Origin of the sequence: Vibrio kyushuensis, from assembly GCF_050337325.1 — a bacterium.
Taxonomy (GTDB): Bacteria; Pseudomonadota; Gammaproteobacteria; order Enterobacterales; family Vibrionaceae; genus Vibrio; species Vibrio kyushuensis.
Genome location: NZ_JAKJSV010000004.1, coordinates 270,877 through 288,164, shown reverse-complemented (window position 1 = coordinate 288,164; position 17,288 = coordinate 270,877). Strand labels below are relative to the sequence as shown.

The 17,288-nt window shown below is 43.4% G+C and carries 12 protein-coding genes; 6 read left to right on the top strand and 6 right to left on the bottom strand.

What is annotated here, in order from left to right; genetic code table 11:
• Positions 1-34: 34 nt before the first annotated feature.
• From L4D20_RS10440 to aspS, 3 genes are all read right to left on the bottom strand, one after another.
• Positions 35-1,486: a methyl-accepting chemotaxis protein gene (locus tag L4D20_RS10440; protein WP_428801509.1), complete on the bottom strand. Its 1,452-nt coding sequence runs from the start codon at positions 1,484-1,486 to the stop codon at positions 35-37.
• A gap of 132 nt (positions 1,487-1,618) precedes the next feature.
• Complete coding sequence (ruvC, locus tag L4D20_RS10435) at positions 1,619-2,140, bottom strand: crossover junction endodeoxyribonuclease RuvC (protein ID WP_428801508.1); 522 nt, start codon at positions 2,138-2,140, stop codon at positions 1,619-1,621.
• Positions 2,141-2,243: 103 nt separating this feature from the next.
• A complete protein-coding gene (gene aspS / locus L4D20_RS10430; RefSeq protein WP_428801507.1) occupies positions 2,244-4,019 on the bottom strand; it encodes an aspartate--tRNA ligase in 1,776 nt (591 codons plus the stop codon).
• Between the two features lie 289 nt (positions 4,020-4,308).
• Between aspS and L4D20_RS10425 the strand changes: the two genes are divergently transcribed.
• The 6 genes from L4D20_RS10425 to L4D20_RS10400 all read left to right on the top strand — a co-directional run bounded on the left by L4D20_RS10425 (position 4,309) and on the right by L4D20_RS10400 (position 10,560).
• Positions 4,309-5,175 (top strand): DUF72 domain-containing protein, encoded by an 867-nt coding sequence (locus L4D20_RS10425; protein WP_428801506.1) that lies wholly within the window; start codon positions 4,309-4,311, stop codon positions 5,173-5,175.
• A gap of 156 nt (positions 5,176-5,331) precedes the next feature.
• Positions 5,332-6,060 carry a carboxy-S-adenosyl-L-methionine synthase CmoA gene (gene cmoA / locus L4D20_RS10420; protein WP_428801505.1) on the top strand — a complete coding sequence of 243 codons (729 nt, stop codon included), beginning with the start codon at positions 5,332-5,334 and terminating at the stop codon, positions 6,058-6,060.
• Positions 6,061-6,219: 159 nt separating this feature from the next.
• A complete protein-coding gene (gene cmoB / locus L4D20_RS10415) occupies positions 6,220-7,191 on the top strand; it encodes a tRNA 5-methoxyuridine(34)/uridine 5-oxyacetic acid(34) synthase CmoB (RefSeq protein WP_428801504.1) in 972 nt (323 codons plus the stop codon).
• A gap of 132 nt (positions 7,192-7,323) precedes the next feature.
• Positions 7,324-8,064, top strand: a complete 741-nt coding sequence (locus L4D20_RS10410; protein ID WP_428801503.1) for an ATP-dependent zinc protease family protein — start codon at positions 7,324-7,326, stop codon at positions 8,062-8,064.
• Between the two features lie 10 nt (positions 8,065-8,074).
• On the top strand, positions 8,075-9,580 hold the full coding sequence (locus tag L4D20_RS10405) for an inactive transglutaminase family protein (protein WP_428801502.1): 1,506 nt from the start codon (positions 8,075-8,077) through the stop codon (positions 9,578-9,580).
• Positions 9,581-9,582: 2 nt separating this feature from the next.
• Positions 9,583-10,560: an alpha-L-glutamate ligase-like protein gene (locus L4D20_RS10400; protein ID WP_428801501.1), complete on the top strand. Its 978-nt coding sequence runs from the start codon at positions 9,583-9,585 to the stop codon at positions 10,558-10,560.
• A 111-nt stretch (positions 10,561-10,671) separates the two neighbouring features.
• On the opposite strand, the gene mukB is transcribed toward L4D20_RS10400, so the two are convergent.
• Genes mukB through mukF form a run of 3 tightly spaced genes read right to left on the bottom strand, consistent with a single transcriptional unit; the run spans position 10,672 to position 17,241 of the window.
• On the bottom strand, positions 10,672-15,150 hold the full coding sequence (gene mukB, locus L4D20_RS10395) for a chromosome partition protein MukB (protein WP_428801500.1): 4,479 nt from the start codon (positions 15,148-15,150) through the stop codon (positions 10,672-10,674).
• Positions 15,147-15,923 (bottom strand): chromosome partition protein MukE, encoded by a 777-nt coding sequence (mukE, locus tag L4D20_RS10390; RefSeq protein WP_428801499.1) that lies wholly within the window; start codon positions 15,921-15,923, stop codon positions 15,147-15,149. The genes mukB and mukE overlap by 4 nt, the downstream gene beginning before the upstream one ends.
• Positions 15,904-17,241, bottom strand: coding sequence for a chromosome partition protein MukF (gene mukF, locus L4D20_RS10385; protein ID WP_428801498.1), 1,338 nt, complete (start codon positions 17,239-17,241; stop codon positions 15,904-15,906). The genes mukE and mukF overlap by 20 nt, the downstream gene beginning before the upstream one ends.
• Positions 17,242-17,288 lie beyond the last annotated feature (47 nt).

The window sequence follows — 17,288 nt, the reverse complement described above, 5'->3', positions numbered from 1 at the left end:
TGGATAGACATCCAGTTCTTTATTCAAATTGGAATCAAATGTTCGACACGACTTGGTCGAGCTGATGGGTTAAACGACGAACTGAATCAACTTGATTATTCAAAGCGTCACCATTTTGAGCAACAACTTCAGAAATCGATTTTGTACTTACAACACTACTCGCCACATCACTGCTCGCTTCATCAAGCTCTTTGAGCGATTCCATCTGTTTTGCCATTATATCGGTTAATCCATTTACGTCTGTAGAGATACGAGTGACTTGATCAATGATTGCGTTCATGCGCTCCGCGCTTGATGTAACGACATCCTGACCATGCTTCACCTCTTTCTCGCTACGATCTAATAGAGAACGAATCTCGATAGCCGAATTACTACTTTTTGCAGAGAGTTCACGCACTTGATCCGCAACGACTGCAAAGCCTCGCCCCTGCTCTCCTGCGCGTGCTGCTTCAATCGCTGCATTCAGTGCCAATAAATTGGTTTGTTCCGCCACAGATGTGATGAGATCTGCAACTTTTGTGATCTCTTCATGGCTACTGAGTATTTGCCCGATGGCCGATGTTGAAGCCGCTAGCAACTCAGAACTCATTGCTGCCTGCTGATGAACTTGTTGGCTTCTTAAATGAAGCTCATCAACAAATTTGCTCGACTCTTCCACTCCCAACGCCATTTGGTGAACCTGTTGGCTCATCTGCTCTGCAGCGCTCGCTTGCGATTCACAATTTATATTGAGTTGATTTACCTGACCATCTAACTGCTTTGACTGTAATTCAAGTTCTACCGATACATTTTGTAATTCAGACGAATTGGTACTTGCTTGCTCAAGAACATTCGCTAACCGATTTGATCCGGTCTGCGCTTGAGCCGCAACGCTTTCACTCTTTTGTTTGGCCGCCTCGGCAATTTCTATCGCCCCATCACGTTGTTTTGCGGTGAAAGATTGGGCAATACAGATAACAATCAACGGTAGAACTGTCCCTGACCAAACCTCAATTCGATGAGCAGACTCACTTAACTCTAATATAGGGAATGCGACACCAGAAAGGTGCAGATAAGTCATAACAGACGAAAGAGAGATAACAACGAGACTCCAAGTCAGAGCCATAATTCGAGTACCCGACAGGAAGAATGCAACAATGAGCAGGGGAACCCAAAAAGCTTGAGTTGAATTAACAACGCCACCACTTTGATAAATGATATTAAGTGCATGTAGCGCCATACCGGTGAACCCAATATTCAAAGCAATAAGTGGATTCTTTAACCAGCGTAGTGTGGCAGCCGATATTAGCTCCAAAGCGATCAATGCCATTGAAGTCATAATCAAGGCATCATGACCGTGCTTAGACCATTTAATAAAGCTGTATATACCAACAAGAAACGCAATAAAGGTGAATAGAGACAGTATGTCCGCCTGTCGTTTTTGTTTACGGTTCCACTGTGGGTTTACAGGCATGCAGGCTTTTCGCCAAAGTGTAGCAGGGTTCATCGGAGATCATCCTTGACTAGTGAATTACTAATTAGACCTCCGACCACTATATTTATTTAACATTTACACAACAAACTGGAAGTTTGAAACTGCTTAATATGTCTCACTTTTGAGCAACAATAAGAAACTGCTTTAACGATAGCGCCCTTTTTTCGCCCCAGTCGCCTTTCCGGCAAGTGCCGCTAGAGTTTTGTTGGTATTTGCATGGCAAATTGCTACACCGAGTGCATCGGCGGCATCAGCTTGCGGTTTCGCCGGTAGTTTCAACATGTGCTGCACCATGTGTTGAACTTGTGCTTTGTCTGCACCACCCGTCCCGACTACCGCTTGCTTAATTGATCGTGCGGAATACTCAAATACAGGTAAGTCGGCATTAACTGCTGCAACAATAGCACTACCCCGAGCTTGGCCAAGTTTGAGTGCTGAGTCTGGGTTTTTCGCCATAAACACCTGTTCTATCGCAAACACTTCAGGCTGAAACTGGGTGATGATTTCAGAAACACCTGCATAGATCTGTTTTAAGCGACCCGGCAACTCTTTTTCAGAAGTACGAATACACCCACTGCCTAAATATTGTAGATGACGCCCTTGCTGGGAAATGACACCGTAACCAGTGATTCGTGACCCTGGGTCAATGCCTAAAATAATTGTCATTATGTTCCTTTCTACTAAGCATTTCTGCCAACTAATACTACAAACAAAAAATGCCCACTCAATGGGGCATTTTTAATTTTGTTCACTCACTAAACGTCGGTCTTTATTCAGCGTCTTTCTTCGCTGCTGTTACCGTTACTGCAAGCTCTTCAAGTGAAGCTGGGTTCGCTACGCTTGGCGCGTTAGTCAGTAGACATGCTGCTGCTGTTGTTTTAGGGAATGCGATAACGTCACGGATATTCTCAGTGCCGCAAAGTAGCATAGCTAAACGGTCAAGACCGAATGCAAGACCCGCGTGTGGTGGTGTACCGTATCTAAGTGCGTCAAGCAGGAAGCCGAACTTCTCTTGTTGCTCTTGCTCTTCGATACCTAGAATACCAAATACTGCAGTTTGCATTTCAGCATTGTGGATACGAACTGAACCACCACCTACTTCATAGCCATTAATAACCATATCGTATGCGTCTGAGTTAGCCGCAGCTGGGTTTGCTTTAAGCTCTTCAGCAGAAACACCTAAAGGAGATGTGAATGGGTGGTGCATTGCGTGCAAGTTACCGTCGCCATCTTCTTCAAACATTGGGAAATCAATAACCCAAAGAGGTGCCCAAGCTGATGTATCTGTTAGTTCTAAATCGTTACCAAGTTTAACGCGTAGTGCACCCATTGCTTCAGCAACAATGTTTGCTTTATCAGCACCAAATAGAATGATGTCGCCCGTTTCAGCTTCAGTACGCTCTAGTAAGCCGTTAACGACTTCTTCGTTAAGGAACTTAGCAACTGGAGACTGAACGCCTTCAAAACCAGCAGCGCGATCGTTTACTTTCATCCAAGCAAGGCCTTTCGCACCGTAAATACCAACATACTTACCGTATTCGTCGATTTGCTTACGAGAAAGCTTAGCGCCACCTGGAACACGAATAACGGCAACACGACCTTTTTCATCGTTTGCCGGGCCAGAGAAGACTTTGAAATCAACGTCTTTCACTAAATCTGCAACGTCTATAAGCTCTAGAGGGTTACGTAGATCTGGCTTATCAGAACCAAAACGACGAATTGCTTCAGCAAAAGGCATTACTGGGAATTGACCCAGTTCTACGTCTAGAAGCTCTTTCCACATATCGTGAACAAGCTGCTCTGTTACGTTACGCACTTCTTGCGCTGACATGAAAGAAGTTTCGATATCGATTTGAGTAAATTCAGGCTGACGGTCAGCACGTAAATCTTCATCACGGAAACATTTAACGATTTGGTAGTAACGATCAAAGCCAGACATCATTAGAAGCTGTTTGAAAAGCTGTGGTGACTGAGGAAGTGCGTAGAAGCTACCTTTATGAACACGGCTTGGCACTAGGTAATCACGAGCACCTTCAGGTGTTGCTTTAGTTAGTACTGGTGTTTCGATATCGAGAAACAAGTTCTCATCTAGGAAACGACGAACAAAGCTAGAAGCGCGAGCACGAAGCTTGATACGGTCACTCATTTCTGGGCGACGTAGATCGATATAACGATATTTAAGACGCTGCTCTTCAGAGTTCGTTTGATTGAAATCTAGTGGAAGTGCGTCAGAACGGTTGATGATCTCTAGGCCTTTAGCTAGAAGTTCAACTTCACCTGTTGCCATATCTTTATTTACTTGGCTTTCCGGACGAACACGTACTTCACCAGTAAATTTGATACAGAACTCATTACGCAGTTGGCTAGCGACTTCAAAGACATCTTTCATATCTGGGTCGACAACTACCTGAACAACGCCTTCGCGATCACGCATATCAATAAAGATAAGACCGCCTAAATCACGGCGACGATTTACCCAGCCGCACAATTCTACAGTTTGTCCCGCCAGGGACTTGTTCAGGTTACCACAGTAATGGGTACGCATAATGAATTTCCCAATCTCTTAATTATTTACTAATTTCCAAGCTGAAGGTGGACATTTCCGACCTACAAAGCAAAGGAATATTTATACGCGGAAACTCGCTTAAAATCGACCTTCCACACTCGAATTTATTGTGTTTTATCTAGCTTTGCTGCTTTTTAGTACACCAAGCGTGTAAATATTCAGCAAAACCAAAAAAATTGCGATAATTATATCTCGAAAGTACCTAATTCGGCAAAAGTCTCGTACAGTACTTTTTCATCCAATAATTTGAATGAACGTTTGGGGTTTCATGAACAATTTACCGTTACGTCTTGGTTTAACTATGTGGTCGCACTCAGAATGGCAATCTCAGTTTTATGGAAAAGGCACCAAGCCAGCTGAACGACTTGAAAAATACGCGTCTGTATTTCATTGCGTAGAGGGAAACACCACATTTTACGCGACGCCTTCGCTAAGTACGGTACAAAATTGGCGCGCTTCAACCCATGAAGATTTCCGCTTCACATTTAAACTGCCAAGATCGATTACTCACCAGCAGAAATTACGTCATTGCCAAGCTGAGCTTAAGGACTTTCTCAACGTCATGGCCCCGCTGCACGCTCGTATTGGCCAATGGACAATCCAGTTACCTAATCAATTTGACCCGCAATCTTTAGACGTATTGAAAAAGTTTTGCACCTATTTCCCAAAAGAGATGAAGCTTGGCGTCGAAGTTCGGCATTTAAGTTTTTTTAATAAAGGTGACGAAGAAAAACGATTTAATCATTGGCTCGTTGAAAACGACATCAACCGAACCATCATGGACAGTCGCCCTGTTTTCTCCGCTCCTCCCACTACAGAAGCCGTGATAGACGCTCACCACAACAAACCCAAAGTTCCTGTTCACGCTATAGCAACAGCAAATAACCCTATGATTCGCTTTATTGGACATCCCGATCAGGAAGCCAACTTGAGCTTTTTCGAACCTTGGCTAAACAAGTTACCGTTGTGGATAGAGCAAGGAAAACAGCCCTACTTGATGATTCATACACCAGACAATGTAGAAGCACCTCAACTTGCAGTGCGTTTATACAAAGCGCTAGCCGCTAAAGTATCACTAACCCAATTAGCTGACTTCCCTTCTATGCGCGGAAACCATCAGATTTCCATGTTCTAGTCATCACTTAAAAGTACGGGTATTTATAGGTCAATTGACGCTCATTAAGAGCGCGGATGAATTCGTGACATAAGAACAATAATTACGTAAAATACGCCCCCTTTTATTGGGTATGACAGATGCCATCCCTATTGCTTACAACCATGAGAGAAACCTATGGGCAACAAAGACACAATATTTTCAGCGCCAATTGAAAAGATGGGTGACTTTACTTTTGATGAGCGTGTTGCGGAGGTTTTTCCTGACATGATTCAACGCTCGGTACCCGGTTACAGCAATATTATCTCAGCTATTGGGATGCTAGCAGAACGCTTTGCCAAGCCTCACTCTAAAGTCTACGACTTAGGGTGCTCACTGGGCGCTGCAACACTATCTATGCGTCGTCATATCAATCAAGAAGGTTGTCATATCATCGCGGTTGATAACTCAGCAGCGATGGTTGAACGCTGCAAATTGCACATTAATGCTTACCGTTCAGATACGCCCGTTGAAGTTATTGAGGCTGACATTCGTGATATTGAGATCATTGACGCATCTGTCGTTGTACTCAACTTTACTCTGCAGTTTCTATCACCGAATGACCGACTCACGCTCTTAGAAAAAATATATGCTGGATTGCGTCCGGGTGGCATTTTGATCCTATCGGAAAAATACGTTTTTGAAGATAACACTTCAAACGAGCTATTAATTGATCTTCACCACGACTTTAAGCGAGCGAACGGCTATAGCGAGTTAGAGATCAGTCAAAAACGCAGCGCGATTGAAAACGTAATGCGTCCTGATTCAATTCCAGACCACAAGCAGCGCTTTGATGACATTGGCTTTACAAGTAGCGAAGTATGGTTTCAATGCTTTAACTTCGGCTCAATGTTCGCCATAAAATAACTGTTCGTCATCAAGTGAGCTTAACTTTTATATTGGCGCGACATGGAACTTTATTGTCATCTTCGTGCCTTATTTTGTTCAATCACTAAGCCTTAGCATATTGCTTTGAGGCTTACTGATTACTTATAGAACACCAGATTTATTTACAGGAACACATGCATGTTCGATTTTGCAAACATTTATCAACTCATTGCTAAAGATGATCGTCTTCAGCCATGGCTCAATACGCTTCCACAGCAGCTAACGGATTGGCAAAATGCAGAACACGGCGATTTCGAACGCTGGCTGCGCGCACTCAAAAAAATCCAATCAGGCAAACCTGAGAATATTGAGCTAAAAGAGTCTGTTTCTTTATCAAACCACTCAGCACTGCCTCAAGGCGAAATCAAGAAGCTAGAAAACTTATTGATGACGTTTCACCCGTGGCGTAAAGGTCCCTACACTGTCCACGATATTCACATTGATACTGAATGGCGCAGTGATTGGAAATGGGATCGTGTTTTACCCCATATCTCACCACTGAAGAACCGTTCAGTGCTGGATGTTGGCTGTGGAAATGGTTATCACATGTGGCGAATGCTCGGCGAACAAGCTCGTCTATGTATCGGTATTGACCCTTCTCACCTTTTCTTGGTTCAATTTGAAGCAATTAGAAAGTTAATGGGGGATGACCAACGCACGCATCTACTTCCATTAGGCATTGAACAGCTCCCTAAACTGGAAGCGTTTGATACGGTATTTAGTATGGGCGTTCTCTACCATCGTCGTTCACCACTTGATCATCTAATTCAACTAAAAGACCAACTTGTCGCAGGTGGAGAACTCGTTTTGGAAACACTTGTTATTGAAGGCGATGAGAATACTGTACTTGTACCTGTTGATCGTTACGCGCAAATGCGAAATGTCTATTTCTTCCCGTCTGCACTTGCACTTAAAGTGTGGCTAGAACAAGTTGGATTTGAAAACGTTCGAATCGTTGATGAAAATACCACAACCACTGGCGAGCAACGTACTACCGAGTGGATGAAGCACAATTCGTTGCCTGATTATTTGGACCCAAATGACCCAAGTAGAACCCGCGAAGGACATCCTGCACCGCGTCGTGCAATTTTAATCGCAAATAAGCCATAATTGACAATACTCTAACTTGTATTTCAAGTGATGAGATATTCTTCCGCTGATATAGGAGAAATGCCAAAAGTGCTATCTCCTATATACTAAACACCTAAATAATAACGATTAAATAGTTTTTTAAGGTTTTCAATGTTTAAAAGATTAGCCCCAGCCCTCGCCCTTGGCTTACTTTCAGGCTGTGTTCAAACCAATAGCGAACAATTTCACCAAGAAACCATTTCCGCGATTGAGGAATCGAACACACATCTCACCAATAGACTCAATAATATTGCGTTATCTGTTAGCAATCAGACTGACTATATCGACAGTCTTGAGTCAGAAATTATTTCCTTGCAGGAACAGCTTGAATACGCGGCAATTTCATTGTCATCGACTCCAGCAGAAACTGAAGAGGAAGAGACTCAACCGCTTGTCGTTCAACCTGTACCTGCAACACAAAGCATCGTATTGGGTGAAATTGAACATGTTGTCATTGACGCCATCAAGCAAACCTTTGATGCTCGTATTGATACTGGAGCCGCAACCTCATCACTAAATGCGATTGATATTCAGCAATTTGAACGAAACGGAAGAAATTGGGTGCGTTTTCACCTAGCTGATGGGGTAACAGAACTCAATGATGATAACTGGATTGAACTGCCTATTGTCCGATTTGTAAAAATTCGCCAATCGACCAGTGATACAGTTGAAAGACGCGCCGTGGTAGAACTTTGGGTCAGAGTTGGCAAAATCCATGAAAAAGCTCAATTTACCTTGGCAGACAGGTCTCAAATGAGTCATCCTATCTTACTAGGACGCGAGTTCATTCGAGACATCGCGATAGTTGATATTAGCCGCAAGTATATACATACGGAAATCACACAAAAATAATAGGTAGTTTATGACTTCAAAAATACCATTTTACCTATCAGTTGTTCTGCTGATAGTTGCAGGGATTGCACTCAGCGTATTGAGACATGATACTTACGGTGTACCTTGGACACCGGGGGAGAGCCGTCAAGTTTGGGATATCGAAGCCCGTGTTGAATTTACGGCTCAAAATAAACCGGTAAAAGCCTCCTTAGCGGCGCCGCTAACTCAATCTGGTTACACTCTAATTAACGAGTCTGCTTCGTCACCTGGTTATGGTGTTTCTTACATTAATACCGATTCTGGGCGTCGTGCTGAATGGTCTATTCGCCAAGCGAGTGGTTCTCAAACCATTTACTACAAAACTCAATTTTTGGTCGACCCACAAGCAGTTTTTAATGATGTAGAGCCGAGCGGCGAAATCACTAAACCAACATTTGATGGCCCGATGGAAGCCGCTGCAAACGCACTGATTGAGCGAGCAAACAAACGCTCTGCTGATGACGTGACCTTCACAAGAGAGTTAATCAAAACTCTCAACGACAGTGAAAGCCAAAACTCAGCCTTAGTTCTCAATCGACTGTCTAAAGTTGAAGCGGTTGATAAGTTACTCGCCTACGCACAAATCCCAAGTAAAGTGGTTGGCGTTATTGAGCTAGAAGATGGTCGTCGACGTCAAAGCATTCAGCATATGAACCAAGTGTGGAATGGTAATAAATGGGAACTCTTTAACCCAACGTCTGGCACGCCTGAAACTCAAGCTAATCTTTTGATTTGGGATGAATCAAACGTATCGCTACTCGATATTGTGGGTGGCCAAAATAGCCAAGTACACTTCTCGATGATTGCGCAAGACGTTTCAGCCAAGCAAGCAACTAACGATAAAGTGCAAGCTGATGGGCTGCTAAATATATCTATTCATAGCTTACCGCTGGAAGAGCAAGCGATGTTTAAAACCATCATGCTGATTCCAATTGGTGCACTACTGGTTGTTTTCCTACGTGTTATTGTCGGTCTGAAGACATCTGGTACGTTTATGCCTGTACTGATTGCCGTTGCGTTTGTACAGACCCAGCTTGTCACTGGTATTGTCGGATTCCTATTGATTGTGGGTACTGGTTTGGTGATTCGCAGCTACCTGTCGAAGCTCAATCTATTACTCGTATCTCGGATATCTGCGGTAATCATCACCGTTATTATGATTATTTCAGCCTTTACCGTGATCGCCTTTAATATCGGCCTGACCGAAGGTCTGTCTATTACCTTCTTCCCAATGATCATTCTTTCATGGACTATCGAACGTATGTCGATTCTTTGGGAAGAAGAAGGTCCTAAAGAAGTCCTGCTACAAGGTGGTGGCTCTCTATTAACAGCCGTTCTGGTCTACTTAGCAATGACTAACAGCTACATTCAGCACTTAACCTTTAACTTTATCGGTCTACAGCTGATTGTATTAGCCGCTATTCTATTACTTGGTACATACACAGGTTACCGATTGACAGAGCTTCGTCGCTTTAAACCACTAGCGGAGGACTAAATATGTTTTCACAATTTACGTCTCCGGGTAAGTTGCGACACAAAGGCATTATGGGAATGAATCAACGTAACCATAGCTATATTGCTCGTTACAATGATCGCTCTAAATACCCTTTAGTCGATGACAAACTAAAAACCAAAATCATTGCAGAGCAAGCAGGGTGTACAACTCCTGCTTTGATCGGTGTTATTGGGCATCAAGCCGAAGTTAAAACCATCCACAAAATGGTTCTAAACTGGCCTGGGTTTGTTATCAAGCCAGCACAGGGCAGTGGCGGTAAAGGCATCTTAGTTATCGTTTCTCATAAGGATGGTGTTTACACCAAACCTTCTGGAGATACGGTAGGAAAAGAAGATGTAGAACGTCACATCAGTAACGCGCTTGCAGGGCTATTTTCTCTCGGCGGTAAAAACGATGTTGCCGTGGTAGAGAACCTCATTAAGTTTGATGAGTGCTTTGACGGCTATAGCTTTGAAGGTGTGCCTGATGTACGTATCATCGTATTCAAAGGCTACCCTGTAATGGCGATGATGCGCTGCTCTACAGCTGCCTCTGATGGTAAAGCGAACCTTCACCAAGGCGCTGTAGGTATTGGTATTGATATCGCGACGGGACGAGCTGTTCGAGCTGTTCAATTCGATAAACCAATTACTCTACACCCAGATACTGATCAAGAGCTGAGTCAGCTTCAGGTCCCTCACTGGGAGAAGCTTCTAACACTCGCTTCTAGCGCTTGGGAGATGACAGGACTTGGATACATGGGCACTGACATGGTCTTAGACCAAGAAGAAGGCCCAATGGTTCTAGAGCTAAACGCAAGACCTGGTTTGGCTATTCAGATCGCCAACGGTGCTGGTTTGCTGCCAAGATTACAGCATATTGAAAGCTTAGGGACACCCGCTGAATACCCAAAACCAGCAGAGCGCGTTGCCTACGCGGCGAAGCAGTTTGGTATTTTCAGTAAATCTATTTCTGGATAATAACTAACAACTAAGTTGAGCTGCTCACAGCATAAAAAATGCCTTCCATTTGGAAGGCATTTTTATTTGTTTCGAATCTTAATTTGTAGCACTTATCACCCTACAAATATCTTATGACCCTTCCACTAACTCTGCGTCTTGTTGTTCTAACGATTCGAGAAGCGGTGATTGCTTGGGTGTTTGACCAAAGCCTCTGAGGCCAACAACATGTACATGCTCATGATCTTTAAAGATCTTACGTACAAGCTTATAGGTTGTCCCCTTCTCTGGGCTAATATTCTCTGGAGCGGCGATCAATAGCTGCATATCCAGACGATCACACAACTCAAACAAGGTATTGATTGATTTGGTATCAAGACGAGCCGCTTCATCCAAGAACAGCAGTCGACAAGGAACAATATCTTTACTGCGAAGACGACGCGATTCTTCTTCCCAGCTCTGAATCACCATCAGTAAGATTGACTGACCCGTACCAATCGCTTCGCCTGTCGACAACGCACCAGACTCCGCTTGTAACCAGCCGTCCGAACCACGATTTACTTCAACGCTAAGTTCAAGGTAGTTACGATAGTCAAGCAGCTCTTCACCCAGTACTTGCGGCGAACGTTGCCCCATATCAATGTGCGGGTTTACACGCTGGAATAACTTCGCCATTGCTTCTGAGAAGGTAAATCGCATGCTTTCAAACAAGTCTTTATGCGCAGCCTGTTGTTCGGATAGACCCGCGAGAAGAATCTCATGGCTCTCTCTAACCTTAACGTTAAGGCGTACGCCTTTCACTTGACCAAATCCAATATTTGATAGACCTTGGTTGAGCATTCGAATTCGGTTTTGTTCACGTAGAATGGTTTTCTTAATGATGTTCGCAACCGAGTCAGAGCTGATCGCCAAGCGATTTTCACGTAGCGTAAGCTCTTCGGTTAATCGAGCCAGCTCAACTTCCATCTCTTCGATAGCTTCAACCGGATCATCCGTACGGATGATATCCTGACGAATTCGCTCGCGTAGATGTTGATAAACCGCAATGTAGAATAGAACTTTACGCTCTGGGTGCGCATTATCTTCAGACAAACGCAACGCATCACGTAAATCATCATTATTAGCGACCGCTAAACGAAGCGCACCTAACGACTTATCTGACATTGAACGCAGTTCTCCTGCCGATAAATAGGCCAGTTCGCGTTTATGTAAGCGACGTTCAACATCGTTTTCACGTGCCAAACGAAGTACAGAGCACCAACCCGCTTTTGCCGCAACAACAAAAGTACGCAGTTCGATGTACTCTTTCTGAACCTTTCTAAGTCTCTTAGCAAGGCCTTTCATTTCAAGCTCAGTTGCGGTGATGGTTCTGTCGCACTCACTCTTTCTATTTCGAGTTACGTGCAGTTGCTCGTGAAGTTCGTCTTTACGACGTTGAGAGCGCTCTAACGCATCTTCGTCAGCAGTCACACCGTACTCTTTAAGCTCTTGCTTAAATTCCTGCACTGTCTCTTGCTTGGCTTGATGTGAGCTTTTTAATGAAGCCAATACCTGTTGATACTGACTCATTTGACCTTGAACTTGTTTGTACTCTTCGCGATGACGACTGCGCATTCGCTCCGCATCAACCAGTTTTGCTTTAAGTTGTTCGCTCAGTTCACTACTTTTATTAAGCAAGTCAACAGAATCTGAATAACTAAAGTAGTGCTTACGTTCCACAAGATCTGAGACCGCGAAGATCTCTTTTTTGAGCTGCTGAAGTTTGTGATCAGCCAATTGGTACTCTTGTGTCAGCGCATCAAACTGCTCTGGGTCACTATCAAGTGCGTTGATAATGTTGGATAACGTTTGAACACCTTTGCTGTGGTTATTCAAAAATACCTTCGCTTGTGACAGCTTAGAGATTTTGGTCTCTAAGTCATCAAAACGAATTTGTAAGTTGGTATCTTCGATTAACGCAATCATTGGAGCAAGCTTATCAAGAACAGTTAGTGCTTGCTTACTGGCCTGACGTTGTGCGCTAGATTGCTGCTCTTTGGAAACGAGTTCAGACAACAACCGAGCAATCTTAGTGTCCGTATCACGATATTTATTGAGTTCTTTTTCAGGATCACTTTCAAATGCCACTTGAATATGTGCGGCAACAAAGTGATTGAAGCTTTGATATAGACGAGCCAGTTTCTGAGAGTCAAACGCTGCTTTCGCATGATTTTCAACGACATCTTCACGTTGCTCTCGCAATAACTCTAATCGTTGATCACGTGCTGCTCGACCAAATAGTGGGATTTCAGGAAGACGAGAATAACGCATCTGACGTTCATTCAGAAGTACACAAACAGCACCTTCCAGTTCATCCGCATTGAACGAGCTGTCATCAAACGCATCGATGTCGCCTTCAATAATATAAAGATCTTCTGGACAATCATCTAAATCAACCAGCTTCTCTTTAATTCCAGTTAGATCAGAAACAACAATCGCATGACGAGCCGGACCATACATGGCACTAAAATATGGCGCATCACCAATGGTTATATCGTCATAAATCTCAGAGAGTAGAACCCCGCCTAGCGTATCCGCAAGACCTTTTAATCGAGGATCATTAGAACCACCCGGAGAAGCAAGGCGCTCAATCTCATTATCCAATTCTGCGCGTCTGTCAGCTAGCTTGTCTTTCTCTAGGGTGAGTGTTTTTTCTTGCTCTAACACTTGCTGCATATGCTGCATAACTGCTTGGCTATCTTGCAGCTCTGCACCACTTTGTTCTTTAAGTGTCTCAAGTGCATCATTGGCCTCAATCCAACGCGGCGCAATGCTTTCAAGTTTGCTAATTTCGCTAGTAACAATCTGTCTTTTATTGCGCTGCTCGCTACGTTTTTCTCGAATATCTTCGATTGCAAAATCCAAACTATCAATCTGTTCAGAGTGATGCTCACGCTCTTGCTCTAACGTAACTTCATCTACTAGTTCAACGTTATATTGCTTTTGATAGTTAGCAACGGTTTCGATCAGTTGCTTTTGTTGCTCAACCTGACGCTCAACCTCGCGGAATTGAGCCCTCCATTGCTGTTCGTTTTGAACAGTTTGTTCAGCATCACGCGCTGTCTTTAAAGTACTGTGAGCAACAGACGCTGCCTCTTTTCGATCAATGTCGCCATTAATCGATTTTACTAATGCTAACGCGGTTTCAAATTGCTCTGTAGCGGCAGAAGAGATATCAAGCTTATGTTTAACCGATAGCAACTGTGTTGTTTGTTGCTCTTCTTGCTGCTTTAATTGAGTTAACACTGTTGGAGCAGATTCAGCAGTTAAGCCTTCATCACTGAGCAGCAGTTTCGCTTTATTTAACGCTTGTACCGCTTGTTGATACTGCAATGCGCGCGTTTGCTGGACATCCAATGCTTGCTGATAATCGGCCAGTTGTGTTTTTAAGCTATCGACTTCTTCTTCCGCTAAGTGCGTTTGCTGCTCAACAGACATCAACTGTTCTTGTGCTTCTTCCACAACCATCAACTGCTCTTCAAGGCGCTCACTTAGCTCTTCTAAGTCACCTTGATAACGCTCAACTTTTTCTTGTTGTCTTAAGGCTGTTTGTACCAATTGAAGATGGTCAGATGCACCTTGATGATCTTGCTCTAATGCTGATTCTTTGTCCGCAATAGCTTCAAGTTCTTGTTGAACATTATTGAGTAGTTCATGTTGCTCGATTAAGGTGCTTCTTGAGCTAAACAACTCAGAGCGCAAAGCTAGCGTATTATCTAACTTCGTCTTACGATCATTAGCGTGACGCATGTAATCTGCAGCCACGTAATTTGTGGACTCCATGATTAGATTTTTGAACAGGTCTCGGTCAGCTTGAGTTGTTTTAATCGCTTCAAGCGTCATACGGTTTTCGCGCAAGGCTGATTCCATGTCTTGGAATGCTTTTTTGACCCCACCATTTTGTGGCAGTAGGTAATCACGCAGTGAACGTGTTATCGCACTTGAAATACCTCCATACAAAGAGGCCTCAATCAAGCGATAAAACTTAGAACGATCGCTGGTATTGCGTAGTTTCTTAGGGACAACGCCATATTCAAACATTTGTGCGTGATAATCGACTATCGAGCTAAACGCTTTAAAGTGAGCACCTTCATGTTTAGCCGTAACGTCTTTAATTTCATTGATTTGACGAACACGCGCATGATTATCCGAAACACTCTCAATCAAGATATCGGTCGGTTTCACATGACTTGGCAGACCTTGAATAACAAATGGTTTGATATCAACTTTTTTATCACGACCAGCCACTTGCTGAAGTTTTACAGCAAACAACAAACGTTGATTTTTTGAATTCACGACATCGAGAGCGGCGTAGCACGCGCCTGGCTGTAATTTACCGTATAAGCCTTTATCACGAGAGGCTTGTGAGCTTCCCGCTTCTGTCGTGTTTCTAAAGTGGAGTAAGCTTTGATCTGGAATAAGAGCGGTAATAAATGCGGCCATCGTCGTTGATTTACCCGCACCATTGCCACCCGATAAGGTGGTAACCAGGTCATCAATATCAAAGGTACGTGCAAAAAAACCGTTCCAGTTGATCATTGTGAGTGATTGATACTTGCCTCTTTCAATCATGCATTACCTTCCATTTCATTTTTCTCTACATCACTTACTTTTTCTACATCACTGATGAGTTCATCACCGTGCTGCTGTTCTGTCTCTTCTAATTGTTCGTTATCTTGCAATAACTCGCCCTGACTTGGTTGCTGCGTATGTACGACGGCTTCACCATCACGAATCAGCCTTAATTGCGCTTCACGGACATCATCACCAATACGTACATCAGCGCCAAAGCGGAAAACAGACTCACTGATTTGGAATTTTCCAGACTCGCCAACGTTTATGACCATCCCTAAGCGACGAAGACGACGCAACGACGTTCTTACTTTTTCAAATAGCTTCTCACGATCTAAATCAGAACCTGTCGCGCGATTAGTAACAAGCTTCATAAGCTTGCTCTCATCAGCTAGATTTAATAGCTCTTCATATAGCTCTTGATTAGTAAAAATACCCTCATGAGCTAAGCGCTCAGGGCTTAAATATAAGAAACACAGGACCTTACCCACCAGCATATCGAGCTCAGTCAATACACTGCGGTTAATAAGAGAAGTTGAGCGAGGACGCAGGTAGAAGAAGCCTTCTGGCGCTTTAACCAGTTCTACATTATAACGCTGATAAAAAAGCGCCAATTCTGTTTCAAAATCAGTTAATAGTGCGTGCTTATCAAGGTCTTCACTTGATATGTGGCGCCCCATTCTCAATACACTGTCGAGTTCTGGAAACAGTGGATTGGAAATCGCTTTGGCCAGATTTTCTGGCATGTATTCATTAATATCGGTCGATGACATTTGCTTGTACCTTTGCGCCAAAATCGTTAATTGCTTGCCAATCAGGTTGAACCGCTTTGTAGTCGGATTCGGAGTAACCTAAACGGACAGCTTGATCGATAACCATTCGAGCTAAATCAAAATGTTGAGTCTGTGGGTGAGCGAGTAGATAGTCTCTTAGTACCTGACCTAAATCGATACTGCTGCCCTGCTCTTTATGTGTCTTGAGCATCGAACTAATTCGGTTCGATAGCTCATCATTAACTTGTTGAACTTCTTCGTATTCCACCTCTAGTGGCACGTGACCGGTGACTTCGTCATCACGAAGTACAAGTGCTTCATCACGAAGATCGCTTAATCGCTCTGCGTCTGCATGAGTCAAATACCAAGGCATATCGAAGTAGTCGGAAACTGACTGACGTAATCGCTGGCTAAATGCACGGTTTTTATCCATATCAATAGCGGTACGAATAAACTTGTGTACATGGCGGTCGTAGCCAATCCAGAGATCTATTGCTTGTTGTCCCCAGCTGATAATTCGATCTAACTTTGTTTGTAAGTTAAACAGTGTCTCTTCAACTTCTTCATGCTCTGAGTCGTTATATATGAGACCTTGAATATCAAGGATCTGAGTTTGAAGTTCATCACCAGCGGCTTGTAGAGTATCTTGCAATTCTTTAAGCGTTGAGGATGTTTCAGATAATAACGATTCACAGTTGTTGATAGCTTCTCGCCAATCTTTATTCAACAGCTCTGCAATTTGGATTTTTACACTTTGTTGTTGTTCATCCATTACGCGTTGGTTGAGATCAATTTGATCAAAGATTTCACCAACAGAATATTTTAAAACTCCGTAAACACTTTTTTTCCAATGCGCCGAATTTCCACCTTCATGCGCTGCCTTTGAGGCTTTAGCCATTTCATCAGCTGCCATGGAAAGTTGGATCGATAATTTTAACTTGGAGAATTCTCGGTGACGGACATAGTAATCAGTAATACCGATGGCAAGCGATGATAAGCGATATATGCTTGCTCCATCCGTTACTTCACTAGTAAAGCGGCTGATCAGTCGCTGTTTAACCAGTTCGTTAATGGCGTTGTTTGCACGAAATGCAGACGCCTCACCGGTACTTTCAAACATTCGAGTGACGATGGTAAAAGCATCGTGCAGTTCACCTTCACCTAGTTCTTCCTCAAACCTATTGTCACTTAATACGGCTAACGCAATCAAAAATGCGAGTCGTTCATTTGACAAGTTTAATGAGAAATCGTGCTGCTTCACCCAGCCAACCAATTCATCAATTGGCTGCTCTGCAACATTGAGAGTCATCTCACTCATATATTTCCTGCTTATTGTTTCTTTCTTACTAATTCTGATAGTGATGA

Excerpts from the sequence above, each read along its gene's own strand:
- L4D20_RS10440 (WP_428801509.1), bottom strand. The coding sequence starts at position 1,486 with ATGAACCCTGCTACACTTTGGCGAAAAGCCTGCATGCCTGTAAACCCA.
- ruvC (WP_428801508.1), bottom strand. The coding sequence starts at position 2,140 with ATGACAATTATTTTAGGCATTGACCCAGGGTCACGAATCACTGGTTAC.
- aspS (WP_428801507.1), bottom strand. The coding sequence starts at position 4,019 with ATGCGTACCCATTACTGTGGTAACCTGAACAAGTCCCTGGCGGGACAA.
- L4D20_RS10425 (WP_428801506.1), top strand. The coding sequence starts at position 4,309 with ATGAACAATTTACCGTTACGTCTTGGTTTAACTATGTGGTCGCACTCA.
- cmoA (WP_428801505.1), top strand. The coding sequence starts at position 5,332 with ATGGGCAACAAAGACACAATATTTTCAGCGCCAATTGAAAAGATGGGT.
- cmoB (WP_428801504.1), top strand. The coding sequence starts at position 6,220 with ATGTTCGATTTTGCAAACATTTATCAACTCATTGCTAAAGATGATCGT.
- L4D20_RS10410 (WP_428801503.1), top strand. The coding sequence starts at position 7,324 with ATGTTTAAAAGATTAGCCCCAGCCCTCGCCCTTGGCTTACTTTCAGGC.
- L4D20_RS10405 (WP_428801502.1), top strand. The coding sequence starts at position 8,075 with ATGACTTCAAAAATACCATTTTACCTATCAGTTGTTCTGCTGATAGTT.
- L4D20_RS10400 (WP_428801501.1), top strand. The coding sequence starts at position 9,583 with ATGTTTTCACAATTTACGTCTCCGGGTAAGTTGCGACACAAAGGCATT.
- mukB (WP_428801500.1), bottom strand. The coding sequence starts at position 15,150 with ATGATTGAAAGAGGCAAGTATCAATCACTCACAATGATCAACTGGAAC.
- mukE (WP_428801499.1), bottom strand. The coding sequence starts at position 15,923 with ATGTCATCGACCGATATTAATGAATACATGCCAGAAAATCTGGCCAAA.
- mukF (WP_428801498.1), bottom strand. The coding sequence starts at position 17,241 with ATGAGTGAGATGACTCTCAATGTTGCAGAGCAGCCAATTGATGAATTG.